The organism is Pseudarthrobacter defluvii (assembly GCF_030816725.1).
Classification (GTDB): domain Bacteria; phylum Actinomycetota; class Actinomycetes; order Actinomycetales; family Micrococcaceae; genus Arthrobacter; species Arthrobacter defluvii_A.
In genome coordinates this window covers 128985-153520 of the sequence record NZ_JAUSYG010000001.1, presented here as the reverse complement: position 1 = coordinate 153520, position 24536 = coordinate 128985, and the positions used below count along the sequence as shown (strand labels likewise).

Sequence of the window (24536 nt, the reverse complement as noted above, 5' to 3'; positions counted from 1 at the left end):
GCGGCGATGCCCGCCGTCGTGCCTTCCCCGCCATAGCGCCGCCCCTGCTTGCTCCGCTTGCGCTGGCGTCGGCTGAATTACGGAACATGACGACGGCGGCGGTGCGGCTTGGGAGCGCAGGTGTTACGTTTTTGGGGAGTAATGAGTACCGGCGCCAAGCCCTGACTGGCCGGTCGGCAACCCTCCCTTTCGCGGCGGGGTGCCTCAGGTGAATACTCGGCATATCGACCGAATCGAGCTGCAAGCGTGAAAGAAGGAGATCCGTCGTGTCCGACGCACCTGCCATTGACGAAAAACTGTCCTACCGCCTGATTACCGGTCCGGATGACCGTGCGCTCTGCGAGCGCATTTCGGCTGCGCTCGCAGAGGGCTATGTGCTGCACGGCAGTCCGGCGGCCACTTTCAACGGCACCCGTGTGATCGTGGCGCAGGCAGTTGTCCTTCCGGCCGCAATCGCATCAGCAGACGCCGCGGTGGCCACTGCAGTGGACGAGCTCGACGGTGAATTTGAGGGCGAGTTCGACGGCGAGGGCCACGCATGAGCTACGCCGGAGACCTGACGCCGCAGGAAGCATGGGCCAAGCTGGAGCAGGGCGCCATCCTGGTGGACGTGCGCACCGAGGGCGAATGGGCCCACATCGGCATCCCGGACACCAAGGCCACGGACAACGACCCGCTGTTCATCCAATGGACCTTCCCCGGCGGCATCCCCAACCCGGACTTCCTCAAGGACCTTTCGGAACAGGCACCGGAGGATTCCGGCGCGGAGCTGGTGTTCCTGTGCCGTTCCGGTAAGCGCTCCATCGCGGCAGCGACGGCCGCCACGCAGGCAGGCTTCACCGCCTACAGCGTCCTGGAGGGTTTCGAAGGCGATCCGGACCGCCACGGCGAGCGGACCGTGAACGGCTGGAAGAACCGCGGCCTGCCCACCAACCTCGGAAAGAACTAAGTGAGCTTTAACCAAGACGCCCCCGGCTGGAACCCCGACACCCAGGCAGTCCGCGGCGGGCTGGACCGCAGCAACTTCCAGGAAACGTCGGAGGCGATTTTCCTGAACTCGGGCTTCGTGTACGAATCCGCTGCGGCTGCTGAACGGGCGTTCACGGGCGAGGATGAGCGCTTTGTCTACTCCCGTTACGGCAACCCTTCCGTGGCCACGTTCCAGGAGCGGCTCCGGCTGCTCGAAGGCACCGAAGCATGCTTTGCGACGGCGTCAGGCATGTCAGCGGTGTTCACTGCCCTGGGTGCGTTGCTGGCTGCCGGCGACCGTGTGGTGGCCGCGCGCTCGCTGTTCGGTTCATGCTTTGTGGTCCTGAACGAGATCCTGCCCCGGTGGGGCGTGGAGACGGTGTTCGTGGACGGCCCGGACCTGGGCCAGTGGCGCGAGGCGCTCTCCAAGCCCACCACCGCCGTCTTCTTCGAGTCCCCGTCCAACCCCATGCAGGAGATCGTGGACATCGCCGCGGTCAGCGAACTGGCGCACGCCGCCGGGGCCACCGTCGTCGCCGATAATGTCTTTGCCACTCCCCTGCTGCAGCGCTGCGGCGACCTGGGCGCCGACGTCATTGTCTACTCGGGCACCAAGCACATCGACGGCCAGGGCCGGGTGATGGGCGGCGCCATCCTGGGCACCAAGGAGTTCATCGACGGCCCGGTGAAGCAGCTGATGCGCCACACCGGCCCCGCGCTTTCCCCGTTCAACGCCTGGGTGCTGGCCAAGGGCCTGGAGACCATGGGCCTGCGCGTCAACCACTCCTCCGCCACCGCCCTCCGGCTTGCCGAATGGCTCGAGGACCAGCCGGCGGTGAGCTGGGTGAAGTACCCGCTGTTGAAGTCGCACCCGCAGTATGGGCTGGCGGCGAAGCAGATGAGCGCGGGCGGCACCGTCCTTACCTTCGAGCTCGCCTCCTCGGGCGGACAGTCCGGGAAGGAAGCGGCCTTCGCGCTGCTGGACGGGCTGCGGATCATCGACATCTCCAACAACCTGGGCGATTCGAAGTCCCTGATCACGCATCCCCCGCCACCACCACGCACCGTGCCATGGGGCCGGAGGGACGCGCAGCCATCGGCCTGAGTGACGGTGTAGTCCGGCTCTCCGTGGGGCTCGAGGACGCCGACGACCTCATCCGCGACCTGGAACAGGCGCTGAAGCAGATCTAGGTTCGCCAGGAAAACCGCGTGGCGCGCGCTGGCAAGCCGGGGCGGCAGCTCAGGATTGGCGCACCCGCAGCAGCTCCGGCACGGCCTCGACTTCCGAAAGGTCGAGGGCGTCGCGCATGGTGACCCTGACGGCGTGCTTGACCACCGCGCCGAGACCCAGGTCGTCCGGCTGCGCCACAAGAGCTTTCCCGCGCACCAGGCGCTGCTCAGCCGCCCCGGTGCCCCGGGCAATGATGTCCTCCACACCCTGCCGGGCCAGGGCCAGTTCGCCCTGCTCCTTCAGGACAGGGGCCAGATAATCCACCAGCGAACGCGCCACGTCCGCGGCCGGGGCGGGGCGAAAGTTGCCAAAGTCCAGCAGCTCACCGCTGAGCCCTTCACTGCTGGCCTGCCAGGAGGCCATCCGCAGAAGGACTGTGGGAACGGGTGCAGGATCGACGTCCTCACGCCATTCCCTGCCGGCGGATTCCACCAGGGCCCGGACCAGCACGGCAATAAGGGCTGCGTCCTCGGCCCGCAGGCAGACGTCCGCCACCCGAACCTCCACGGTGGGGTGGTGGCGGGAGAGGCGGGCGTCGAAGTAGAGCATGCCCTCATCGAGCATGACGCCGGTTTCCAGCAGCCGGGTCACCACGCGCCTGTAGGCAGGGTACGTTCCGTACATGCCGGCCGGGCCCGCCGTCGGCCACCGGTTCCAGGCCTGGGTCCGGTAGCTTTCGAAGCCGGTGGGTACACCGTTCCAGAACGGCGAATTGGCGCTCAGCGCCGTCAGGACCGCCAGCTTGTCGCGGATGCGGTCCAGCACGGCCACGCCTTCTTCCGGCGATTCAATGAACGTGTGCACGTGGAAGCCGCAGGTCAGCTGCTCCTGGGCCGTGAGCCCGAAGCGTTCCAGCATCCTGGCATAGCGCGGGTCCGGAGTTGTATGGCTGGTGGACGCCAGCGGTGAGGTGGCAAGCGCTGCCACCCGGGCACCGTGCTTCCTGGCTGCCTGGTCGGCCAGCGCACGGCCAGCCCGGATCTGTTCGAGCAGGCCGCCGTGATCCAGGCACGGCCGGGTCTGCGTTTCGATCTGCTCAAGCTTCAGCTCGGCACTCAAGCCCATCTCGTCGTCGTAATCCCTGAGGTTCCCGGCGTGATGGCCGTCCGGGTCCACCGGAAGGTCGTCCGCCGCAACCCGGTGGCCGGCAAGGAGGGCGTCAGCCAGGGCAAGCGGTTCTCCGGACCCGGGATCAACGATCAGGAGTTCTTCCTCCACGCCGAACGTACGCATAGGAACATTCTCCGGCAGCACGGGGGCATTGGAAGCGTCTCCCGCGGTTCATGACGAACCGTGAATGCATCAGTCCTGGAAGTACTCCACCTTGGCGCCGATGGTGTTCAAACGCTCCGCGAGGTCCTCGTATCCGCGCTCGATCACATAGATGTTCCGTAGTTCGGACACGCCCCGGGCTGCGAGCATGGCCAGCAGGAGGCAGGCCGCCGGACGGAGTGCGGGCGGGCAGCCCACCTCGGCAGCGCGCCACTTGGTGGGCCCGTTGACGTAGATCCGGTGCGGGTCCAGGAGCTGCACCTGGGCGCCGAGCCGGTTCAGCTCGGTCAGGTAGATTGCCCGGTTTTCGTAGACCCAGTCGTGGATCATGGTCTGGCCGTGGGCGTTGGCAGCAATGACGGCAAAGAAGGGCAGGTTGTCGATGTTCAGCCCGGGGAAGGGCATGGGGTGGATCTTGTCCTCGGGGGCGCGCAGCTCAGAGGGTTTGGTGGTCACGTCCACCAGCCGGGTGCGGCCGTTGCGGGCCATGTACTCGCCGGAGATTTCCAGCTGCTGCCCCATCTGGCCCAAGGTGGCCAGCTCGATTTCCATGAATTCGATGGGGACCCGGCGGACCGTGACCTCGGAGTTGGTGACGATGCCGGCCGTAATGAGGCTCATGGCCTCGATGGGGTCCTCGGAGGGGAAGTACTCGATGTCGGCGTCGATTTCCGGCCGCCCGGTGATCTTCAGGGTGGTGGTGCCCACGCCCTCGATGGTGACGCCCAACATCTGCAGGTAGAAGCACAGGTCCTGCACCATGTAGTTGGGGCTGGCGTTGCGGATGACGGTTGTTCCGGCCCTGTGTGCCGCCGCCATGATCGCGTTCTCGGTGACGGTGTCGCCGCGCTCGGTAAGGACGAAGGAGCGGTCCCGGGTGTCGGCAACGGGGGCCTGGACGGTGTAGAACCCGGCAGTGGCTTCCACGGAAAGACCGAACTCGCGCAGGGCCTGCATGTGCGGCTCCACGGTGCGGGTGCCCAGGTCGCAGCCGCCGGCGTAGGGCAGCCGGTATTCGCGTGACTCGTCCAGCATGGGGCCGAGCAGCATGATGACGCTGCGGGTCCTGCGGGCCGCGTCCACATCCATGGCCTCCAGGTCCAGGACGGCGGGACGGCGCAAACGAAGGTCCGTGTCATTGAGCCAGGTGCACTCCACACCGATGCTGGTCAGCACCTCGACAATGCGGTTGACTTCCTCAATCCGGGCCAGCCGGCGGAGCACAGTGGTGCCGCGGTTGATCAGGCTGGCGCAGAGCAGTGCGACGCCGGCGTTCTTGCTGCTGTTCACGTCCACTGCCCCGGACAGGGTGCGGCCGCCCTCCACCCGCAGGTGGGTCATCTGTGGTTTGCCCACGTTGACGATGCTGCGGTCGAAGATGTTTTCCAGCCGCTGGATCATTTTCAGGCTCAGGTTCTGCTTGCCCTGTTCCATCCGGGCAACGGCGCTCTGGCTGGTGCCCAGTTCAGCGGCGAGCTGGCCTTGAGTCCACCCTTTCTCACTCCGGGCGTCCCTCAGCATGGCGGCAACGTGTTCTGCAGTCTCCTGGGTCATACGGCAAATATATCATAAATGAGCTATTAGCCGGGCTGGGCGCCTACCCCGCCGCAGCTTTGGGGGCTAGGGAAACATGATACCCATCACATGCGATAGGGAAGCCTACGAAGCTTTTCGGGATCTCGGCTCAACTCCCCAACCACACCATGTTCCACGTCCCGGCGGTAACAGCGGCAAAGAGCGCGAGCCCAGCTACCAGGATTCCCCCGGCAATCACCCCGGCATCGAGCGGGCTGAAGGTTGACTCGCGGGCCCAGGTCCGGGTGCCGCCGCCAAAGCCCCGCGCCTCCATGGTCACGGCCAGCCTCGATGCCCGCCGGATGGCCTGCACCAGGAGCCCGAAGCTTTGCCCCAGGGTGGCCTTCACCCGCTGGCCCAGGTTGCCGCGCGAACCCACGCCGCGTGCCCGCCTTGCCATCCCAATGGTCTGCCATTCCTCGGCCATCAGCCCAACCAGGCGCATCGCGGCCAGGGTTCCCAAGACGAACCGGTGCGGCAGGCGTGCCTTTTGCGCCAGCGCGTCCGCAAGGTCCGTGGGATCGGTGCAGCTCATGAGGAGCACCGCCGGAAGGGCGATGGCAAAGCCGCGCAGCAGGAACCCGATCCCCAGCTGGAGAGAACCTTCGCTCATGGTCCAGATGCCGGCGTCGAGCAGGATCCTTCCGCTGTCCGGCGCCAGGATGGAGGTGCTCCAGCCTCCTATGGCCGCGGCAAGGATTAACGGCCAGCCGCGCTGCCACAACAGGGAAAGGGTGAGTCCGGCCAGGGGGAACAGCAGAAGCTCGAAGACCAGTGCCACGGAGGCCGAAACCCAGTCGATGGACAGCGCAAGGACGGCCGTGATGAGCAGGACTGCCGCGAATTTGCTGAGCGGGTTGGCGCGGGCAAGGAGCGCGCGGTTGCCGGTGAGGGTGAGTTCCTGCCTCATGGCGCCACTGCTTCCGCGGCGGCCATGCGCAGCTCTGCCCCGCCCAGCGCGTCCGTGAATTCGGCGTCATGGGTCACGGAGACCACCGCGGTGCCGGCATCCAGCAGCTCGGACAGGAACGAGGCCAGCTCAGCCCAGGTATTGGCGTCCTGCCCGAACGTAGGCTCGTCAAGGACCAGGACCTGGGGGCTGGCGGCAAGGACGGTGGCCACGGACAGCCGCCGTTTTTCACCGCCGGAAAGCGTGTACGGGTTGGCGTCCACGAGGTGGGTGAGGCGCAGCCGCTCCAGCAGCTCGTCAACCCGGTCCTCGCCGTGGCCCAGGTGCCGGGGACCGAAGAGCAGCTCATCGTGCACCTTGCCGGTCACAAACTGGTGTTCCGGCTCCTGGAACACCGTCCCCACGCGTGAAATCAATTGCTCGGCCTTCCACCGGAACGGATCGATGCCCGCACCGCGGCTCAGGTCCAGGGTGGCGGAAACCGTTCCGGATACCGGCTCCAGCAGTCCCGCGAGCGTCAGCGCGAAGGTGGACTTACCGGCGCCGTTCGGGCCCGTGATGGCCAAGGCCTGCCCGGCACGGACCTGCGCGGCTATGTCCTCCTGGACCGGGACGGGCGGAATCATCCGGAAGCCCTTGCGGCGGGGACGTTCGCGGGACACACCGAGACGTTCGGCGGCCAGCAGCAGGTTCCCCGTTCCCGCGGCCGGCACTGCGGCACGGGCGCGGGTGGCCGGGACATACCCGGGGACCCACACCCCCGCGGCGGCGAGCATGGCGCGCGCCTCCTTGAGTACCCGGTCCGGCGGCCCGTCCAGAAGCACGGCAGAGTCGGCTGCGGAGCCCGGCTGCAGGACCACGATCCGGTCCACCAGGTCCTTCCAGACGGACACCCGGTGCTCCACCACCACGAGCGTCGCCCCGGTCTTGTCCAGGCACCGCGCCACGGCGTCCCGTACCTCCAGTACGCCGTCCGGGTCCAGGTTGGCGGTGGGCTCGTCCAGCAGGATCAGCCCCGGGCGCATGGCAAGAATGCCTGCCAGCGCCAGGCGCTGCTTTTGCCCGCCGGACAGGGCCGACGTCGGGTGGTCCAGCGGGAGGTGGGACAGTCCGACGTCGGCAAGCGCCTCATGCACGCGCGCCCAGATGGCGTCGCGGGGCACGGCAAGGTTCTCTGCGCCAAAGGCGACGTCGTCACCAACGCGTGAAAGCACCACCTGCGTCTCCGGGTCCTGCTGCATGAGCCCTGCACGGCCGCGCTGGGAGCGGGGCACGGCGCCGTCAACCAGCAGCGAACCGGACTCGTCGGCGTCGCCTGCCTCACCGTCGTCGTTGGTATCTCCCAGCACGCCGGCCAGCGCGTGCAGGAGCGTCGACTTTCCGGCCCCCGAGGGGCCGAGCAGCAGCACCCGCTCACCGGGGCTGATGTCCAGGTCCAGGGCGTGGACGGCGGGCCTCGCCCTGCCGGCATGCCTCCAGCCCCAGCCGCGTGCGGCGACGGCGGCAGGGCGGACGGCGCCGGCGGCGTCCTGGGAGGGTGCCATCAGGAGAAGACTGCCTCCGTTGCAGCCTTGCGGGACGCGAAGGAGCTCAGCACGCCGGTCCGCGCCAGGGCGCGGGTGGCGAGCCAGGACAGGCCGCCGGCAAGGACGGCTCCGGAGATGGTGGTGAGGACGATGTAGGCGAACTTGTCGGCACCGGAGTAGGCGATGTTCCAGCCCCACGGCGCAAACGAATCGTTCAGGCCGCAGAAGAAGCCGGCCGCGGCACCTGCCAGGAGGGAGACGGGCAGGTTGAACTTGCGGTAGACGAAGATTGCGAAAATGATTTCCGCGCCCAGGCCCTGGATGAACCCCGAGAAGAGGACCGAGGCGCCGTATTGGGAACCCATCAGCAGTTCGCCGGTGGCGGCTACGGTCTCGCAGAACAGGGCGGCCCCAGGCTTGCGGATGATGAGCATGCCCAGCACCCCGGGAATCATCCAGCCGCCGGCGAGCAGCCCGGTCAGGGGCGGGTAGGCGGCGTTCATGGGGGCGGAGAGCGCTGCTGCGCCCTGATCCCACGCCCAGAAAATGACACCGCCGGCGATGGCCACCAGCGCGGCGACCACGATGTCCACGACGCGCCAGGACCTGCTGGTGGTCTTCTTGATTGCTGCAGTGCTCATGTAATCCTCCTGGGAAACAGGAGGGGAAAGTGGCCCCCTGCTGACGGCCATTGCCGTGCAGCGGCGACACTTTGAGAACTCGACTCCCTTGCGCCGGTACTAACCGGATCAGGTTCGAGGGTCTGCGGCTGTCCGCACTCTCAGCGCCCACCTGCGGTGCCCGGCTGGTGCCAGGATGCCCGACGGCGGCGCTCCCCTGTCGTTTTTAGTGTTGCTTTTTCGTTTGGGTAAGGCTTGGTGATCTGCCCATCGGGCGTGGTCCAGTTTACACCGGGCGGGCCCGGGTTGACGGCCGGGAGCGCCAATTGAAGACATGTGACCGGGCCGCAGCGCGGCAGGTGGCCCGCACACTTAGCTTTTATTAGTAATCATGCTTACTATGTTGTCTCCCGGGTTTCGAGGAGGACGGGCATGGGAGTCACCATGGGCGGTCCCGCGTTCGTCCCCGCCACCAGCGCGACAAACCAAGGAGCACCATGAGAATCCCGGAATCCAGAGGCCCCGTCAGCAGCGCACTTTTCGCGGCCCTGGCGCAGGCGCCGGAGGACGCCGGGACGGAGCTGGACAGCCTTTACGGACTGGTGGAGCGGCAGCTGGCCGGGACCGCTGACATCCTTGCCCACGAGGACATCCAACTGGCGCTCTTCTGCCTGTACGAACTCCATTACTCCGGACTGGACGGCGTTTCGGACAACTGGGAGTGGGAGCCGGCGCTGATCAGGGTCCGGCGGCTGATCGAGGAACCGTTCGAAGCGGCACTGCGCGCTGCCGCATCGCAGGCTGCGGGAAACTTCGAACTGCCCGGCGGGGTCGCCATGACCAGCGACGCGGTTGCCGACGTCCTCTTCGGCCTGGCCGCAACGGACACCGGTCCCAGCGTGTCCCGCTACGTTGCCAGGAAGGCCAGCCTGGACCAGCTGAGGGAGTTCCTGGTCCACAAATCCATGTACCAGCTGAAGGAAGCCGATCCACACACGTGGGCCATCCCGCGGCTCAGCGGCCGGGCCAAGGCGGCCCTGGTGGAAATCCAGGCCGACGAATACGGCGGCGGCCGGCCGGAGCGGATGCACAGCGCACTGTTCGCCCGGACCATGCGCGGCGTGGGCCTGGACGACAGCTACGGCGCCTACGTCGACGCCGTCCCCGCGATCTCGCTGGCCTCGGTAAACCTTATGTCCCTCTGCGGGCTGAACCGGCGGCTCCGCGGTGCCATCACGGGCCATCTCGCAATCTATGAAATGACCTCCTCCCAGCCCAACCGCTTCTACGGCAACGGGTTCCGCCGCCACGGTTTTGGCCCGGACATCACCCACTACTTCGACGAACACGTGGAAGCCGACGCCGTCCACGAGCAAATCGCCGGCCGGGACCTCGCAGGCGGCCTGGTTGAAGCCGAGCCCGGCCTCCTTGCCGACGTCCTGTTCGGGGCCACGGCCGTCATGGCCATCGACAGCCGCCTTTCGGCCCACCTCATGTCCTCCTGGGAAGCCGGGCAGACATCGCTTCGGACGGCCGTGCCGGTGGCCGCGTGACGAAGGCGCCCGCGGCAGGGCACGGGTGGCCCCGCCTGGCCGCCGACGCGGAGTACATCCTTCCCCTGCGCTGGACGGAGGACTCCGGCCTGGCAGAGCTCACGGACTACCTCCGGCACCTGGCGGGCTGGATCCCCGTCACCGTGGTGGACGGCTCGGACTCCGCCCTCTTCGACCGCCACCGTGCCGCGTTTCCTGCCGTCGTCCGGCACATCCGCCCGGACAGCCCGCCCGGCCACGGCACCGCTGCCTTTGACGGCCAATCCCCCGCGGAAGCTGTCAACGGCAAGGTGGCAGGCGTCATGGCCGGCGTGCGCACCGCAGGCGCCCCGTTCCTTGTCATTGCCGATGACGACGTCCGCTACACGCGCGAGGCCCTCGCCGCCGTCGTCCATCACCTCGGGACCGCCGACGTGGTGCGGCCGCAGAACTACTTCACACCCCTCCCCTGGCACGCGCGCTGGGACACGGCCAGGACCCTGCTCAACCGCGCATGGTCCGCCGATTACCCGGGAACGCTCGGGGTGCGCCGGGACGCCCTGCTGGCCACCGGCGGCTATGCGGGCGTCCTGTTTGAAAACCTTGAGCTCATCCGGACCATCACGGCGGCCGGCGGCAGCGAGCGGACACTTCCGGACCTGTTCGTGGCCCGCAGGCCGCCCACTGCCCGGCACTTCCTCGGCCAGCGCTTGCGCCAGGCGTACGACGACTTCGCCCAGCCGCGGCGGCTGGCCGCCGAACTTGCACTGCTCCCGGCAGCCGCGGCCGCTCTGTTCCTTCCCGGCAAGGCGCGGCAAACCGCGCTGGGCGGGCTCGCTGCAGCTGCCATCGCCTGTGCAGAGATCGGACGACGCCGGCACAAACGGGACCGCCGTGTTTCCCGCCTCGGCAGCATGGTTCGCTCCGCTCTGGGCAGTTGAGCGGGCGGTCTGCGTCTGGCTGGCCCTCGGCCACAGGTGGAAGGGCGGCATGCCCTACGCCGGCAGCAGGATCAGGACGGCAGCGCATTCCGAGGCAGAACTCCGGCGGCGCCATGGCGGCAAGCTCCGCCGGGTACCCGGCAGGGATAGGACAACAACGATGAATGCGGTGCAGGCATGAACCCCGAACAACATGAAGCAGGAGCGGATATGGACCAGGAACCGGCCGCCAGTTCGATAGTGGTCTGCCCGGACGGGCCCCTGATTGTCCGGGGCGACTTTGAAATCGTCACCCCGTCCGGCGCCGCCGTGCCGCGGGACCGGAAGACAGTGGCCTTGTGCCGGTGCGGAGCCTCCGCCATCAAGCCGTACTGCGACGGCACGCACAAGATGATCAAGTTCCGCACCGAGCCCCCGGCAGCCCAGGAGGCCGGTTAGTTCCATCAGGACGACCCAGTCCGCCAGGCTGATCAGTCCGCCCATCCGCCGCCTACCCGCCGTCTGCCGGCCACGCCCTTGCCCGGACTCTTGCCGGGACCGGGACACGTGTACGGCTAGGCTGGAGGCAGTCCGTTTTCCGCCCGCAAGGAGTAATAGGAATGAACCTTCTCATCAAGCTGCTCGGCACCGGGGTGAGCCTCGGCGCAGGCCTCGCCGGCACCAAACTGGTCAACGCCATCTGGGAAAAGACCACGGGGCAGAAAGCGCCCACCGGCAAGCACGAGGATGTCCCCACGAGCCTGCGCTCTGCCCTGACGTTTGCGCTGATCTCGGCGTCGGTCAGCGCCATCATCCAGGTCCTGGCAAACCGCGGCACCCAGCGCGCCATCACCCGCTTCGCCAAGTCGCAGGACATCGTCTAGCTGCCCTAACTTCCCTTAGCGCTACCGGCCGTCGTCGGGGCTGTCCCTCAAGGCAGCCTCGGCGGCGGCTTTTTGCACCACGGCGTCCAGTTCATCGGCGGTGAGCAGTTCCCGGTGCAGGTGCTTGGTGCGGTAGCCGGCGCGGCCCACCATGTGGGCGGACACCGGCACCGTCAGCAGCTGGAAGATCCAGGCCACCACCAGCACCGGCCACACCCACCACGTCCCCAGCTGCAACCCAATCGCGGCCAGCAGCAGGAACAGGCCCAGGACCTGGGGTTTCGTGGCCGCGTGCATCCGGCTTAGCAGATCCGGAAAGCGGAGCAGGCCGATTGCGGCGCCCAGGGACATGAGTGCCCCCACCACCATGAACACGGCGGAGACAAGGTCGATCCAGGCGTCAGCGCCGGAAAAATCAGGATTCATCGGGCTTCACCCTCCGGTCCGCCACGAACCTGGCCACCGTCACGGACCCGATGAAGCCGATGACGGAGATGGCCACCACCAGCATCAGGTTGTTCAGGTGCCGGTTCACGGCCATGTCGATGCACAGCGCCCCGCCCAGGATCGCGAGCAGGACGTCAGTTGCGAGTACCCGGTCCAGCAGCGAGGGGCCGCGGGCAATCCGGATGACGGCCGCGGCCGCTGCCAGCGAGAAGATGACTGCTGTTACTGCCAGGACAATGTGCATCACGCGGCGGCCTCCATCCGGACGGCTTCAAGTTCTTCCCGGCTGCCCATGATGCGGATCAGCCCGGCTTCAATGGACCGGACTTCGTTCCGCAGGCCCTCCACGTCTTCCTGGGAGGTTATGTTGAGCGCGTGCAGGTAAAGGGTGGACGTTGAGCGGTCCACCTCCACCACCAGCGACCCCGGGATCAGGGAAATAACATGCCCCGTGGCGGTGACGATCAGGTCCTGATGGCTCCGCAGCCGCACGGCGACCACGGCGTTGGTGACCCTGGGACCGCGGACCGTGGCGAGGTAGAGTACCTGGCCGCTGGCCACCACCACCTTCCACAGGAACATCAGCGCGAAAGGCACGGCGTGGAGGATGTTGAAGCGGCCGCTGAGCTCCACGGGCGGAAGGTAGAAGAGCCGGGCGACGCCCACGGCCAGCAGTGCACCGAACAGCAGGTTGCCTGGGCTGAAATCCTGCCACAGGGCGCCCCAGACAATCACCAGCCAGACCAGGAGCGGCAGTTCCTGGCGTAGGGAGATGCGTTTGCGGCTCATCGTCCTCCTCCCCCGGAGGTTGTCACGGCAGGTGCCGCGGGAACAGGGGTGCCCTCACCCAGGACCGCCTGGATGTACGGTGTGCGGTCAAGCATGTCCCGGGCGGCCCGGTCAGACAGGCCGAACAGTGGCCCGGCGAAAGCCGTCAGGGCAATACCCAGCACCACCAGTCCGGCCGTTGAGCCCACCATGGTGCGCGGCAGGAGCGTTACGGTGTTGTTGATCTTGGCTCCGGGCCCGGAAATCCGCGCCGCGGGAGTTGCCAGGAGTACCGGATCAGGATGTTCGGCGTCGGTGGGGCGGCGCCAGAATGCGCGGTTCCATACCCTGGCGATGGCCAGCAGCGTCAGGAGGCTGGTCACCACCCCGCCGATCACCAGCGCGTACGCCAGCGGCGTTCCCAGTTCAACGCCGGCCTGCAGCAGCCCCACCTTGCCGAGGAAGCCGGAAAACGGCGGGATGCCGGCCAGGTTCATGCCGGGAATGAAGAACAGCAGCGCCAGCACGGGCGACAGCTTGGCCAGACCGCCCAGGCGGTCCACGGAGGAGCTGCCGCCGCGGCGCTCAATGAGGCCGGTCACCATGAAGAGGCTGGTCTGGATGGTGATGTGGTGGGCGACGTAGAACACCGCCGCTGCCAGTCCCGCAACGGAGGACATGGCCAGGCCGAACACCATGTAGCCAATGTGGCTGACCAGGGTGAACGAGAGGAGACGCTTGATGTCGCTTTGGGCCAGCGCACCAAGGATGCCCACCACCATGGTCAGCAGCGCCGCCACCATCAGGGGCGTGTTCAGGGTGTCGCCGGGGAACAGCAACGTTTCCGTCCGCACCATCGCGTACACGCCCACCTTGGTGAGCAGGCCGGCGAACACCGCGGTGACGGGCGCGGGCGCCGTGGGATAGGAGTCAGGGAGCCAGAAGGACAGGGGGAAGACTGCAGCCTTAATGCCGAACGCCACCAGCAGCATCACGTGCAGGAGGGTCTTGGTGCCCTGGTCCAGTTCGCCGAGCTTGATGGCCAGGTCCGCCATGTTGACCGTCCCGGTGGCCCCGTAGACCATGGCGATGGCGATCAGGAACAGCACGGAGGACACCACGGACACCACCACGTAGGTGACGCCGGCCCTGATGCGCGGCCCGGTGCCGCCCAGGGTCATCAGCACGTAGCTTGCGGTCAGCAGGATCTCAAAGCCGACGTACAGGTTGAAGAGGTCCCCCGACAGGAATGCGTTGGACACCCCGGCCACCAGGATCAGGTAGGTGGGGTGGAAGATCGATACCGGGGCGTCCTCATCACCGTCGGCCATGCCCTGCCCGGTAGCGTAAACCAGCACGGCCAGGCTCACAGCGGAGGACACCACCAGCATCAGCGACGAGAACTGGTCCACCACCATGACGATGCCGAACGGCGGCACCCAGCCGCCGATGTTCACCGCGGCAGTGCCGCCATTCCATGCGGAAGCCAGCAGGAGGCATTCAAGCGCCAGTGTGAGCGACAGCAGGCCGATGCTCACCGCACGCTGGGCCCGGGAGTTCCGGATCAGCAGGAAGGTGAGGGCGGCGCCGAGGATGGGAAGTACGACGGCGAGCGGGGCCAGGCTTGCGATGCTCACTTTCCGCCTCCTTCCGGGTTGGAGTCAACGTTCAGTGAGCCGGGCTTTTCCTCCGCGGCGGCGTGTTCGGCGGGCATCTCCCGGCCCCCGGCCACCAGCGTGGCCACCGGCTGGTCCCTTTCCCCGTCCGCATCCGCGCTGGAAGCCCCGTGGTTTGACACATCCCGGCCATCAGTGCCGAGCATGGTGAGCGGGAACTCCGAGGTTTCGGCGGGGATTTCGGCGTCGTCCTCGGCATCGAAGCTGGGGGTTGCCGCCACGCGGCGGTCCTCCAGGTCGTCCTGGATCTCGTCCTGGCGGGCCAGGACCCACGTGCGGTAGATGATGCCGAGCATGAACGCCGTGACGGCGAAGGAAATCACAATCGAGGTAAGGATCAAGGCCTGCGGCAACGGATCGTTGTAGTCCTGTGCGGCCGTGTCCTTGGCAAACAGCGGGGCCAGGCCGGCGTATCCCCCGGTGGCCAGGATCAGCAGGTTGGTGGCGTTGGCCAGGAGCATCAGTCCCAGCAGCACCCGCGTGAGGCTGCGTTCCAGGATGAGGTAGATGCCGCAGGCATACAGGGCGCCCATGACGATCAGCAGGGTCAGGTTGACGCTCATGCGTGGCCCTTCGCGGTGGTCTCGGCAGGAATCCCGTCCGGTTCCTGTTCCTGCTGGTCCCCGGCGTCCATGCGGTCCGGTTCCTGCCCGTGCCGGTCGTGGTCCGGTTCGTGGCCGCCGGCCGCGGACCGTTCCTCCATGTGCTCATCAATTTCAGCCCCGAGGCTGCGCAGCACATCCAGCACCAGGCCCACCACCACGATGTAAACGCCGATATCGAAGATGGTCGAGGTGACGAACTTGATGTCCCCGAACACGGGCAGCCACACCTGGATGATGGCTGACTGGAACACCTGGCCGCCCAAGAGCAGGGGCGCCACGCCGGAGATGGCCGCCAGGGCCAGCCCTGTACCCAGCAGCCCGCCGGCACTGATCGGCGCCGCTTCCCGCAGTTCGAAGCGGCCTCCGGCCAGGTAGCGGATGGTCAATGCCAGGCCTGCCGTCAGGCCGCCGGCGAACCCGCCGCCCGGCAGGTTATGGCCTGCCAAAAGCAGGTAGAGGGAGAAGATGATCATCGAGTGGAAGATCAGGCGGGTGATCACTTCGAAGATGATGGAGCGGCGTTCCGGGGCCAGGGTCCGCCCGGCCACAATCCAGGCGTCGCGGGCCGAGGCCGCGAACTTGCGGCTGATGGCCAGCGCTGCCCCGTCACGGGACCCGGGATCCACGCCGCGGTAGCGTCCCACAGTGCCTTCGGCAACGGACGCTGAAGCCTGCAGGCGGTCGCCGCGTCCCCGTACGAAGATGAGGCTGGCCACGCCGGTGGCGGCGAGCGCCAGCACGCTGATTTCGCCGAACGTGTCCCAGGCGCGGATGTCCACCAGGGTCACGTTGACCACGTTCATGCCGCCGCCGCCCTCGTAGGCAAGCTGCGGGAACTGCAGCGATATGGGAATGGCGGTGCGGGCGCCCATGGCAAAAATCGCGGCGAACACCATGGTCACGCCGAATCCCGCACCGATGATGACGCGCACCACCCGGTACCTGCCGCCGGTGCGGTCCCGCAGCTCAGGCGGCAGGCTGCGCATGGCCAGGACGAAGGCCACCAGGATGATGGTCTCCACCAGCATCTGGGTCAGGGCCAGGTCCGGGGCGCCCTGCAGGGCAAACACCAGCGCGATGCCGTACCCGGTCACGGACACCATCAGGACTGCAAGGAAGCGTTTGTTGGCCTTGACGGCGGCGAGGGCGCCGATCACGATGCCTGCGCCCGCGACGATCTGCAGCGGGGAGTTGGGATCCACCAGGTAGATGTTTTGCGGCATGGGGCTGCCGCCAAGGAGGATGGCCGCGAGCGGCAGCACGAAGGCCACGCTGAGGATCACGGCAAGGTAGAAGTACAGCGAACCGCGCTGGGTGCGGCCGGTGATCCAGACTGCGACGTCGTCCAGGCCGCCGATGGTCCGCTGGTAGGCCCGGTCGCCGTCCACCCACGGCGGTACCAGGGACTGGGCGCGGGCCACCGCGTTGCGGCCAAAGTACATGGCTGCGCCCAGCGCGAAGGTAAGCGCCGTCAGCCCAAGCGCCGGGGTCACGCCGTGCCACAGCGCAAGGTGGCCGGCCTGCTCGACCGGAGTGCCGGCGTCGGGCGCTGTGGAAGCGAACAGCGCGGCGTACGGCTGGATCCAGGCGTCCGCCGGGACCGGCCAAAGGCCGTAGGCGATGGTGAAAAGGCTCAGGATCGCGGGGGCGGCAAGGAAGGAGGGCCGGACCGCCTTGAACGGGGTGGGATCCACGCCTGGCTTGACGGCAAAGGCACCCCACATGAAGCGGGCGCTGTACGCAAACGTGAGGATTGAACCCAGCACCACCCCAACCAGGACGGCCGCGCCCCAGGGGCCGGAGTGCGGTTCCTTGGCGTGGTGCACGAAGGCTTCCAGTACCGATTCCTTGGCCACGAAACCGCCCAGCAGCGGAACGCCCGCCATCGACGCGGCACCGATTCCGGCCACGATGCCCAGGGCCCGTGAGGATTGGAAGACGCCGGACAGCTTGCGCACGTCCCGGGTTCCGGACTGGTGGTCGATGATGCCCACCACCAGGAAGAGCGTGGCCTTGAACAGCCCATGCGCCAGCAGCATGGCCAGGCCCGCGAGCGCGGCGTCGGGCGTTCCCAGGCCCACCACCATGGTGAGGAAGCCCAGCTGGCTGACCGTGCCGTAGGCAAGGATCAGCTTAATGTCGGTCTGCCGCAGCGCCCGGTAGCCGCCCACCAGCATGGTGGCCAGGCCCAGCCCCAGGACCACGGGCTGCCAGTACGCCGTCTCCGAAAAACCGGGCGCAAGCCGGGCCACCAGGTAGATGCCGGCCTTAACCATCGCCGCCGCGTGCAGGTAGGCACTGACCGGAGTGGGTGCGGCCATGGCGCCGGGCAGCCAGAAGTGGAACGGCACCAGCGCGGACTTGGTGATGGCGCCCACCAGGATGAGGACGACGGCGGCGCTCACCAGGGCGCCCGACGTTCCCGTCGCCAGGGCGGCGGCCTGGTCCAGGATGCCGGAGATGCGGTAGGTCCCGGCGGTGTAGCCGAGCATGATCAGGCCCACCAGCATGGCAAGGCCGCCGGCAGTGGTGACCATCAGGGCCTGGAGGGCGGAACGGCGGGCGGCAAGCCGGGTCCTGGCAAAGCCGATCAGCAGGTAGGACAGGATGGTGGTCAGTTCCCAGAAGATAAACAGCAGCAGGAGGTCATCCGCTGTGACCAGGCCGAACATGGCGCCGGCGAAGGCCAGGAGCTGGGCGCCGAACGCGCCGAGGTCCTGGTCCTTCCGCTTGAAATACCGCGCGCAGTAAACCAGCACCAGGGAGCCCACGCCGAGCACCAGCAGGGACATCACCCAGGCCAGCGCATCCATGCGGAAGGCCAGTTCCAAATGAAGGCTGGGGATCCACTCCAAGGACTCGGTGATTGTTCCAGGGCCTGCGTAGATGGGGCCGTGCTGGAACATCAGCCAGCCGAAGGAGAACGCCGGAACGGCAGCCAGCGCGTAAAAGGCGTTGCGGCCCCAAATCCTGAAGAGGAAGGGCGCGATGACAGCTACCGAAAAGTGCACGGCAAGGACTGTGATCACTGTATTCTCCGCAACGTCAGGGATTCGATTGTCAAAAGTTGGAGCAGGCGGCAAAAAGTAAGTTTCGGGAGGGTCCAGTTTACCAAGGCAGGTCCGCTCCCCTCCCCTGGCAGAGGCCCCGCAGCGGGCAGAATCCCCGGCAGCACGGGCCCGTGCTGCGCCGGGTGTTCGCCACCGGCGGATACGATGCATCGTATGAACAGCGCCAGCGCGCCGGGGGCAATGCAGCCGGCCTCGGAACTCGAAGCCGGAACCCCTTCCTCCAGCAAGGGCCGCGTGCTGGCCTGGGCGTCCTGGGACTGGGGTTCCGCGGCCTTCAATGCGGTGATGACCACCTTCGTTTTCACCGTCTACCTGACATCGGCTGCCTTCGGCGGGGAGGACAGCGCATCGGCCGTGCTCGGCGCGGCACTGGCCGTGGGCGGGCTCGCCATCGCCCTGCTGGCACCGGTGACCGGCCAGCGCTCCGATGCGGGTGGCCGGCGCAAGCTGTGGCTGGGAGTGAACTCGGCCGCCGTCGCCATCCTCACGGCCCTGTGCTTCTTCGTGTTCCCGCGGCCGGAGTTCCTGCTCCTCGGGGCATGCCTGATCGCCCTGGGCAATGTGTTCTTCGAATTCGCCGGCGTGAACTACAACGCCATGCTGGCCCAGGTTTCCACCCCGCAGAACATTGGAAAAGTCAGTGGCTTCGGCTGGGGCGCCGGTTACCTGGGCGGTATTGTTGCCCTCCTGATCGTCCTGCAGCTCTTCGTCCAGCCCGCCTTCGACTGGTTCGGGGCATCCACCCAGGACAGCCTGAACATCCGCCTGGTGGCCGTCTTCTCCGCCCTGTGGTTCCTCGTCTTCGCCCTTCCTGTCCTGTTCGCCGTGCCTGAGCTGCCCCGGTCCTCCCCGGCCAGCCGATTGGGGTTCATTGCCAGCTATGGACTGCTGCTCCGGCGGATCAAGGCCATCTACGCCACCAGCCCGCACACCATCTACTTCCTCCTGGCCAGCGCCGTCTTCCGGGACGGGCTGGCCGCCGTCTTCACTTTCGGCGGGATCATCGCTGCCGGCACCTTCGGCTTTGCCCTGTCCCAGGTGATCTTCTTCGCCATCTTCGGGAACGTGGTGGCGGCTATCGGCGCGGTCATCGGCGGATTCCTGGACGACAAGGTGGGGCCCAAGGCCGTCATCACCGGCTCCCTGGTGGGGCTCCTCGTTGCCGGGACCGCAATCCTGGCCCTTGGCAACGGCAACTATTCCTTCTTCGGCATGCAATGGGCGGGCAGCACCACGTTTTGGGTGTTCGGACTGTTCCTCTGCCTGTTCGTCGGACCCGCGCAGTCCTCGTCCCGCGCCTACCTTGCCAGGCTGGCGCCGCACGGGGAGTCCGGCGAGCTCTTCGGCCTGTATGCCACCACCGGCCGGGCCGTCAGCTTCCTGGCACCGGCTTTGTTCACGCTCTGCATCACCCTGGCTACCCCGCTGGTGCCCGCCGGCCAGGCACAGCGCTGGGGCATCCTGGGCATTATGGTGGTCCTTCTCGCGGGGCTCCTGGTGCTGCTGCCGGTGAAGCCGCCGGAAAAGGCCCCCATCGCCGTGGTCCCCGCCAGCTGAAACACCCCGTTCCGGCCCTGTTCCTGGGGCCCCGCCAAGTGCTGCAAGGCAGACTAGGCTGGAGCTATGAATGTGGATGAAACAAACCTTCCCGGCCTGGGCCGCCGGAAGGATTTCATGACCGCCTCCGGACGCCGCATCGGCGTCGTGGAGCTCCGGGAAGGCCAGACGGAACTCATCGTCTCCACCTGGGATGACCCCGATACCTGCCAGGCCTCGATTCCGCTCACCAGCGATGAAGCAGCCACCCTGGGCAACCTCCTGGGCGGCACCCACCTGGCCATGAAGCTCGCGGAGGAGCACAAGGACGTTCCGGGCATCGTCACCCGGCAGTTCTCCATTGCCGCCGACTCCCCGTTCCAGAACCAGCCCATGGGCAAGGCATGCATCCGCACCCGCTGCGGCGTGTCCATCGTTGCCATCATGCGCGAGGGTGAGGTGCTGCCATCGCCCGGGCCCGACGTCGTCCTCCACCCCGGTGACCTGCTGGTGGCAGTGGGCACCCAGGAGGGCCTCGACTCAGCGGCCCATATCCTGCGCCACGGCTAGTTCCCATGGACCCGTTGGCCCAGACCCTCATTGAACTGGGGGCCGTTGTGTTCTGCCTCGGCCTCCTGGCCAGGCTGGCCGGACGGATTGGGATGTCGCCCATCCCGTTCTACCTGCTGGGCGGGCTGGCCTTCGGTGCCGGCGGCATCATCAAGCTCGAAGGCATGCACGAATTCGCCCACCTCTCCGGCGAAATCGGCGTCATCCTCCTGCTGCTTATGCTCGGACTGGAATATACGGCTGCTGAGCTCTTCACCGGCCTGCGCAGGTCCTGGCAGGCAGGCGTCCTTGATCTCGTCCTGAACTTCCTCCCCGGCGCTGTGCTTGCCGTGCTCCTGGGATGGGGCGGCGTGGGCGCCATGGTGATGGGCGGCGTCACCTACATTTCCTCGTCGGGAATCGCCGCCAAGGTCATCACCGACCTGGGCAGGCTTGGCAACCGCGAAACACCCGTGGTGCTGTCCATCCTGGTGTTCGAGGACCTGGCCATGGCCGTCTACCTTCCCATCCTCACGGCCACCCTGGCCGGAGTGAGTTTCCTGGGCGGACTGACCACCGTGGCGATTGCACTGGCAGTGGTCAGCGTGGTCCTGATGGTGGCACTGCGCCACGGGCACCACGTGTCCAAGGCCGTCCACAGTGAGAACTCCGAGGTCTTCCTGCTCAACGTCCTCGGCGCCGCCCTGCTGGTGGCGGGCGCTGCGTCCGCCATGCAGGTTTCCGCCGCGGTGGGCGCGTTCATGCTCGGCATCGCTATCTCGGGCGCCACCGCCCACAACGCCACGCGGATCCTTGAACCGCTGCGGGACCTGTTTGCTGCCATCTTCTTTGTCGCGTTCGGGCTCAACACGGACCCCGCCTCCATTCCGCCTGTCCTGGGCTGGGCCCTGGTCCTGGCGGCAGCCACGGCAGGAACCAAGATGATCACCGGAATCTGGGCGGCAAAGCAGGCCGGGATCGCCCGGCCCGGCCGCTTCCGCGCCGGCGCCGCCCTGGTGGCCCGCGGCGAATTCTCCATCGTGATCGCGGGCCTGGCCGTGGCCTCAGGAGCAGTGCCACACGACCTCGCGGCGCTGGCCACCGCCTACGTGCTGCTGATGGCGGTAATGGGTCCGCTGGCGGCCCGCTACGTGGAACCGCTGGCGAAGTCGCTCATCCGGCCGCGGGCCGTCGCCCCGCAGCTATAGGGGCGCTGCTGGATGCTGGTGCTAGATGTTGGTGCGGTGGAAGTTCAGGTGGCTGCGGCTGGCCGTGGGGCCGCGCTGGCCCTGGTACCGGTTTCCATACTCGCCCTGGCCGTACGGGTATTCCGCGGCGGAGCTTAGCCGGAAGAAGCAGAGCTGGCCGATCTTCATGCCCGGCCACAGCTTGATGGGCAGCGTTGCCATGTTGGACAGCTCGAGGGTGACGTGGCCGGAGAAGCCGGGGTCGATGAAGCCGGCGGTGGAGTGCGTCAGCAGGCCCAGCCGGCCCAGCGATGACTTGCCTTCCAGGCGTGCCGCGATGTCATCGGGCAGCGTCACGGTCTCATAGGTGGAACCCAGGACGAACTCCCCCGGATGCAGGATGAAGGCCTCGTCCTGCTCCACTTCCACCAGCCGGGTCAGCTCGGGCTGTTCCTGCGCGGGGTCGATGTGCGCGTACTTGTGGTTGTCGAACAACCGGAAGAACTTATCGATCCGGACATCCACGGACGACGGCTGGACCATCGCCGGATCGTACGGTTCCAGCACGATCCGCTGGGTATCAATTTCGGCTCGGATGTCGCGGTCGGAGATCAGCACCGTCCCAAATTACCGTATCGGTTATCCACAGCCGCACTTTCCCGTTGTTGCTGTGGCCTCCTGGGGCTAATGTTGCGAATGAAAGCCGCCGGAATGGTCTCCCGGATGGCGTAACAGAGCTGGGGATGTTGTGAATAAATTTGTGGCGCCGTCTTTTATTGGCGTGCTCTGTGCATTGGCACTGGTCTCGTCGTCCGCTGCTGCGCCGCCGGTGCCGCTGCCATTCGGCCAGGCGTCCGGAGCGGCCAGCATCTCGCTGGGGACCCCTTTGATCCGCAGTGACGGTGCATCCGCCCAGGGGGGTTCAGCGGGGACACTCACTCCTGCCGTGGATCCTGACATCCGCGTCGCTTCCCCTCTAACGGAGGCCACGCCCGTACCGGCACCCGCATCCGCTCCCGCAGTGGCTGCATCAGCCCCGGCCGCGGCTACGCCGTCCAGTGCCGGGGTTGCCCCTTCCACGGAGACTTCCACGCCACCGGCGCCCGCCGCTTCTTCCCCTTCCACTTCCACAGAGGCCACGGCGCAAACGGCCTCCATCCCTCCGCTGTGGGCACCGGACCAGGAACTGGCTTCCCCGTCCGCCACCCAACTCGCGGCGCCCGAGTCCGCCGCTGCGCTTCCCTCCACCCAGGCACTGGTGCCGGACAGCAACGCGGCCGCCGTCCTCACCGTGTTCACCAAAATCAACGAGTACCGCGTGGCCAACGGCCTGAACAAGGTCAAGTACCACCCCACGGTAGCCACCTTGTCGCAGGACTGGTCGGACAGCATTGCCTCACGCGAGGTAATTGAACACCGCGCGAATTTCTGGACCGATCCCCGCGCCCTGAATCCCAACAACGGCGCCGGCGAGGTCATCGCCATCCGTACTGACCGTGATGCCGCCCAGCTGGTTGAGTGGTGGAAGGGCTCGCCGGGCCACAACGCCATGCTCCTCGACCCGCGCTTCAACGTGATGGGCGCAGGGATTTCCTACACCAACTCCACCTACCAAATCTGGGGTGTGGTGAACTTCTTCGGATACACCACCCTGCCCGCAGGCACTCTCGACTCCCCCGGCGGCGCCGGGGCCGGCGGCGCATTCCCCGCTCCGCCGCCAAGCCTGTGCGACGCACCCGTCAAGCACATGCCGCCAACCCTCGATCTCGCCGCCGCGGCAATCACCGGCCCGGCCGACCTCGTCTCCGTCGACTCCACCGGGCAGCTGCTGGACCGCGCATCCACAGGGCCCCGCAGCTATGCCCCGGCAAGGGTGGTCGGATCAGGCTTCGGCGGAGCCAAGGAAGTCTTTGTCACCGACTGGGACCGGGACGGCGCGTACGACGTCCTGACCCAGTGGACCGGCGGCAACCTGACACTGCACAGGGGCATCCCCAGCGGCGGGTTCCAGGCGCCCGTCACCCTCGGAACGGGCGGCTGGAACACCCTGACCCTGGCCGTGGGCGGCTGGTGCGCCAACAACCGGATGCCCCAGATCCTGGCCCTGGACGGGGCCGGCAACCTGTACCTCTATGCCAACAAGGGCACCGGCGATATCGCGGACCGAGTCGCCGTTGCCACCAATGTTTACGCGTCCCGGCTCTCCATGGTGGACTACGACGCCGACGGTTTCCAGGACATCCTGGCGCTGAAGACCGACGGCACCGTGCAGCTCTACCGCGGGTGGGGCACCGCTGCAGTCCGGGCGGAGGCCCGGCCCACCGTCGCAACCGGATGGACGGACGTTACGGGAATCCGCGCACTGCGGGGTGCCACCGGGCCCAACTCCACCGGCGTCGCGCTCCGGCGGGCCAATGACACCGTGCAGTACTGGGACCTGAGCTCCGGAAGTCTCGCGTCGCCGTCGAACATTGCCGGACCCTGGACGGGCCAGCGGCTGGCGCAGTAAGCCATTGGAACCGGGCGGACAGTGTCAGATTGCGGGCTGTAGTTCCAGGACGCGCTTCAGGCGGTCAAGCTGGGCCACGTCGGCGCTGACCCGGCGCTGCAGCATCCCGTCCAGGAGGCTGAACCTGCTGAGGAAGCCGAAGCGCCCCTCACGTTTCGCTTCCATGGCAAACCGCACCCGGGTGCCGGCGTCCTCGCTGCTGAGGTAGTAGCCGCCCCAACGGATCGCGGGACCGGAGACGATGTGGAATTCGATTTCTGCCCCTGGCCGCACATTGGTGATCTCCAGCTCCGCCGGGATGCTCAGCCCGGAGCGGCCTGCCACCATTTTGCGGTACACCGCGCCTTTGGCATCAGCCGGCCCCTGCACGAGCTTCACGCTGCGGACGTCGTTACGCCAGGCGGGAAGGTTGGTCGCGTCAAGGAGGTACTGATACACGGCCATGGCCTCGCGTTCTATGAGGACCTCGTGCTCTGCGATTGCCATGTAAGAAATTCCTGTGGTTGACGTCGGCTGCCGCAATAGCTGCCTCCCCCAAACGCGGCCGCTACCCGGATCAGGTTAGCCAGCGCCCGTCGCACGAACCTAGCGGGCAGCGCGGCCGTTATTGAAGAGTTACTGGATGACGTCCCGGGTTGCAGGCCCGAGGTGCAGGACACGGGGCGAAGGACACGGAGCCGCTGCTGGCGCGGTTGGCAGGGAGCCCGCAGATCTGCGCTAAGCTAAGTTCTGCCCCGCTCAAGCGCGGG

The 24536-nt window shown here is 67.2% G+C and carries 23 protein-coding genes, 1 pseudogene and 2 riboswitches; of the genes and pseudogenes, 11 read left to right on the top strand and 13 right to left on the bottom strand.

Annotation, left to right across the window (positions count from 1 at the left end; translation table 11 throughout):
- Positions 1-137 precede the first annotated feature (137 nt).
- Positions 138-253, top strand: a riboswitch (SAM riboswitch).
- 13 nt (positions 254-266) lie between these two features.
- From QF031_RS00625 to QF031_RS00615, 3 genes and pseudogenes are all read left to right on the top strand, one after another.
- Positions 267-542 (top strand): DUF1737 domain-containing protein, encoded by a 276-nt coding sequence (locus QF031_RS00625; RefSeq protein WP_307422695.1) that lies wholly within the window; start codon positions 267-269, stop codon positions 540-542.
- Positions 539-949 (top strand): rhodanese-like domain-containing protein, encoded by a 411-nt coding sequence (locus tag QF031_RS00620; protein ID WP_307422693.1) that lies wholly within the window; start codon positions 539-541, stop codon positions 947-949. Before QF031_RS00625 ends, QF031_RS00620 begins: the two co-directional genes overlap by 4 nt.
- A pseudogene (locus QF031_RS00615) lies at positions 950-2160 on the top strand (O-succinylhomoserine sulfhydrylase). It begins immediately after the preceding gene.
- A gap of 49 nt (positions 2161-2209) precedes the next feature.
- Here QF031_RS00615 and QF031_RS00610 read toward each other — a convergent pair.
- The 5 genes from QF031_RS00610 to QF031_RS00590 form a co-directional block, all read right to left on the bottom strand.
- The gene (locus tag QF031_RS00610; RefSeq protein ID WP_307422690.1) at positions 2210-3433 is read right to left on the bottom strand and encodes a glutamate--cysteine ligase 2; all 1224 of its coding nucleotides are present in this window, start codon (positions 3431-3433) and stop codon (positions 2210-2212) included.
- Between the two features lie 69 nt (positions 3434-3502).
- On the bottom strand, positions 3503-5026 hold the full coding sequence (locus QF031_RS00605) for a UDP-N-acetylglucosamine 1-carboxyvinyltransferase (protein ID WP_307422687.1): 1524 nt from the start codon (positions 5024-5026) through the stop codon (positions 3503-3505).
- 130 nt (positions 5027-5156) lie between these two features.
- Positions 5157-5957, bottom strand: a complete 801-nt coding sequence (locus QF031_RS00600; RefSeq protein ID WP_307422685.1) for an energy-coupling factor transporter transmembrane component T family protein — start codon at positions 5955-5957, stop codon at positions 5157-5159.
- The gene (locus QF031_RS00595) at positions 5954-7501 is read right to left on the bottom strand and encodes an ABC transporter ATP-binding protein (protein ID WP_307422681.1); all 1548 of its coding nucleotides are present in this window, start codon (positions 7499-7501) and stop codon (positions 5954-5956) included. The genes QF031_RS00600 and QF031_RS00595 overlap by 4 nt, the downstream gene beginning before the upstream one ends.
- Positions 7501-8124 carry an ECF transporter S component gene (locus QF031_RS00590; RefSeq protein WP_307422678.1) on the bottom strand — a complete coding sequence of 208 codons (624 nt, stop codon included), beginning with the start codon at positions 8122-8124 and terminating at the stop codon, positions 7501-7503. The genes QF031_RS00595 and QF031_RS00590 overlap by 1 nt, the downstream gene beginning before the upstream one ends.
- A 67-nt stretch (positions 8125-8191) precedes the next feature.
- A riboswitch (TPP riboswitch) is annotated at positions 8192-8332 on the bottom strand.
- 268 nt (positions 8333-8600) lie between these two features.
- On the opposite strand from QF031_RS00590, the gene QF031_RS00585 reads away from it, so the two are divergent.
- The 4 genes from QF031_RS00585 to QF031_RS00570 all read left to right on the top strand — a co-directional run bounded on the left by QF031_RS00585 (position 8601) and on the right by QF031_RS00570 (position 11439).
- A complete protein-coding gene (locus QF031_RS00585; RefSeq protein WP_307422675.1) occupies positions 8601-9656 on the top strand; it encodes an iron-containing redox enzyme family protein in 1056 nt (351 codons plus the stop codon).
- The gene (locus QF031_RS00580) at positions 9653-10576 is read left to right on the top strand and encodes a glycosyltransferase (RefSeq protein WP_307422672.1); all 924 of its coding nucleotides are present in this window, start codon (positions 9653-9655) and stop codon (positions 10574-10576) included. Before QF031_RS00585 ends, QF031_RS00580 begins: the two co-directional genes overlap by 4 nt.
- A 210-nt stretch (positions 10577-10786) precedes the next feature.
- Positions 10787-11014, top strand: a complete 228-nt coding sequence (locus QF031_RS00575) for a CDGSH iron-sulfur domain-containing protein (RefSeq protein ID WP_307422669.1) — start codon at positions 10787-10789, stop codon at positions 11012-11014.
- A gap of 161 nt (positions 11015-11175) precedes the next feature.
- Positions 11176-11439, top strand: a complete 264-nt coding sequence (locus QF031_RS00570) for a DUF4235 domain-containing protein (protein WP_307422666.1) — start codon at positions 11176-11178, stop codon at positions 11437-11439.
- Between the two features lie 21 nt (positions 11440-11460).
- Here QF031_RS00570 and mnhG read toward each other — a convergent pair whose 3' ends face one another.
- The 6 genes from mnhG to QF031_RS00540 are packed head-to-tail and all read right to left on the bottom strand — an operon-like array spanning position 11461 to position 17964.
- Complete coding sequence (gene mnhG / locus QF031_RS00565) at positions 11461-11865, bottom strand: monovalent cation/H(+) antiporter subunit G (RefSeq protein ID WP_307422663.1); 405 nt, start codon at positions 11863-11865, stop codon at positions 11461-11463.
- Positions 11855-12130, bottom strand: coding sequence for a monovalent cation/H+ antiporter complex subunit F (locus tag QF031_RS00560; RefSeq protein WP_307433031.1), 276 nt, complete (start codon positions 12128-12130; stop codon positions 11855-11857). The genes mnhG and QF031_RS00560 overlap by 11 nt, the downstream gene beginning before the upstream one ends.
- Entirely contained in the window at positions 12130-12675 is a 546-nt protein-coding gene (locus QF031_RS00555; protein ID WP_307422661.1) for a Na+/H+ antiporter subunit E, read from the bottom strand. Before QF031_RS00555 ends, QF031_RS00560 begins: the two co-directional genes overlap by 1 nt.
- Positions 12672-14291, bottom strand: coding sequence for a Na+/H+ antiporter subunit D (locus QF031_RS00550; RefSeq protein WP_307422659.1), 1620 nt, complete (start codon positions 14289-14291; stop codon positions 12672-12674). The genes QF031_RS00555 and QF031_RS00550 overlap by 4 nt, the downstream gene beginning before the upstream one ends.
- A complete protein-coding gene (locus QF031_RS00545; protein WP_307422657.1) occupies positions 14288-14893 on the bottom strand; it encodes a Na(+)/H(+) antiporter subunit C in 606 nt (201 codons plus the stop codon). The genes QF031_RS00550 and QF031_RS00545 overlap by 4 nt, the downstream gene beginning before the upstream one ends.
- Positions 14890-17964 carry a Na+/H+ antiporter subunit A gene (locus QF031_RS00540; protein WP_307422654.1) on the bottom strand — a complete coding sequence of 1025 codons (3075 nt, stop codon included), beginning with the start codon at positions 17962-17964 and terminating at the stop codon, positions 14890-14892. Before QF031_RS00540 ends, QF031_RS00545 begins: the two co-directional genes overlap by 4 nt.
- A 195-nt stretch (positions 17965-18159) precedes the next feature.
- Here QF031_RS00540 and QF031_RS00535 point away from each other — a divergent pair, with 195 nt between their 5' ends.
- The 3 genes from QF031_RS00535 to QF031_RS00525 all read left to right on the top strand — a co-directional run bounded on the left by QF031_RS00535 (position 18160) and on the right by QF031_RS00525 (position 21299).
- Positions 18160-19563 carry an MFS transporter gene (locus QF031_RS00535; protein WP_307422651.1) on the top strand — a complete coding sequence of 468 codons (1404 nt, stop codon included), beginning with the start codon at positions 18160-18162 and terminating at the stop codon, positions 19561-19563.
- Positions 19564-19629: 66 nt separating this feature from the next.
- The gene (locus QF031_RS00530; protein WP_307422648.1) at positions 19630-20112 is read left to right on the top strand and encodes a cation:proton antiporter regulatory subunit; all 483 of its coding nucleotides are present in this window, start codon (positions 19630-19632) and stop codon (positions 20110-20112) included.
- 5 nt (positions 20113-20117) lie between these two features.
- A complete protein-coding gene (locus tag QF031_RS00525; RefSeq protein ID WP_307422642.1) occupies positions 20118-21299 on the top strand; it encodes a cation:proton antiporter in 1182 nt (393 codons plus the stop codon).
- Positions 21300-21320: 21 nt separating this feature from the next.
- On the opposite strand, the gene dcd is transcribed toward QF031_RS00525, so the two are convergent.
- The gene (gene dcd / locus QF031_RS00520; protein WP_307422640.1) at positions 21321-21896 is read right to left on the bottom strand and encodes a dCTP deaminase; all 576 of its coding nucleotides are present in this window, start codon (positions 21894-21896) and stop codon (positions 21321-21323) included.
- A gap of 130 nt (positions 21897-22026) precedes the next feature.
- Here dcd and QF031_RS00515 point away from each other — a divergent pair, with 130 nt between their 5' ends.
- Positions 22027-23787, top strand: a complete 1761-nt coding sequence (locus QF031_RS00515) for a CAP domain-containing protein (protein WP_307422637.1) — start codon at positions 22027-22029, stop codon at positions 23785-23787.
- Between the two features lie 24 nt (positions 23788-23811).
- Here QF031_RS00515 and QF031_RS00510 read toward each other — a convergent pair whose 3' ends face one another.
- Positions 23812-24273 carry an SRPBCC family protein gene (locus QF031_RS00510; RefSeq protein ID WP_307422635.1) on the bottom strand — a complete coding sequence of 154 codons (462 nt, stop codon included), beginning with the start codon at positions 24271-24273 and terminating at the stop codon, positions 23812-23814.
- Positions 24274-24536: the final 263 nt, after the last annotated feature.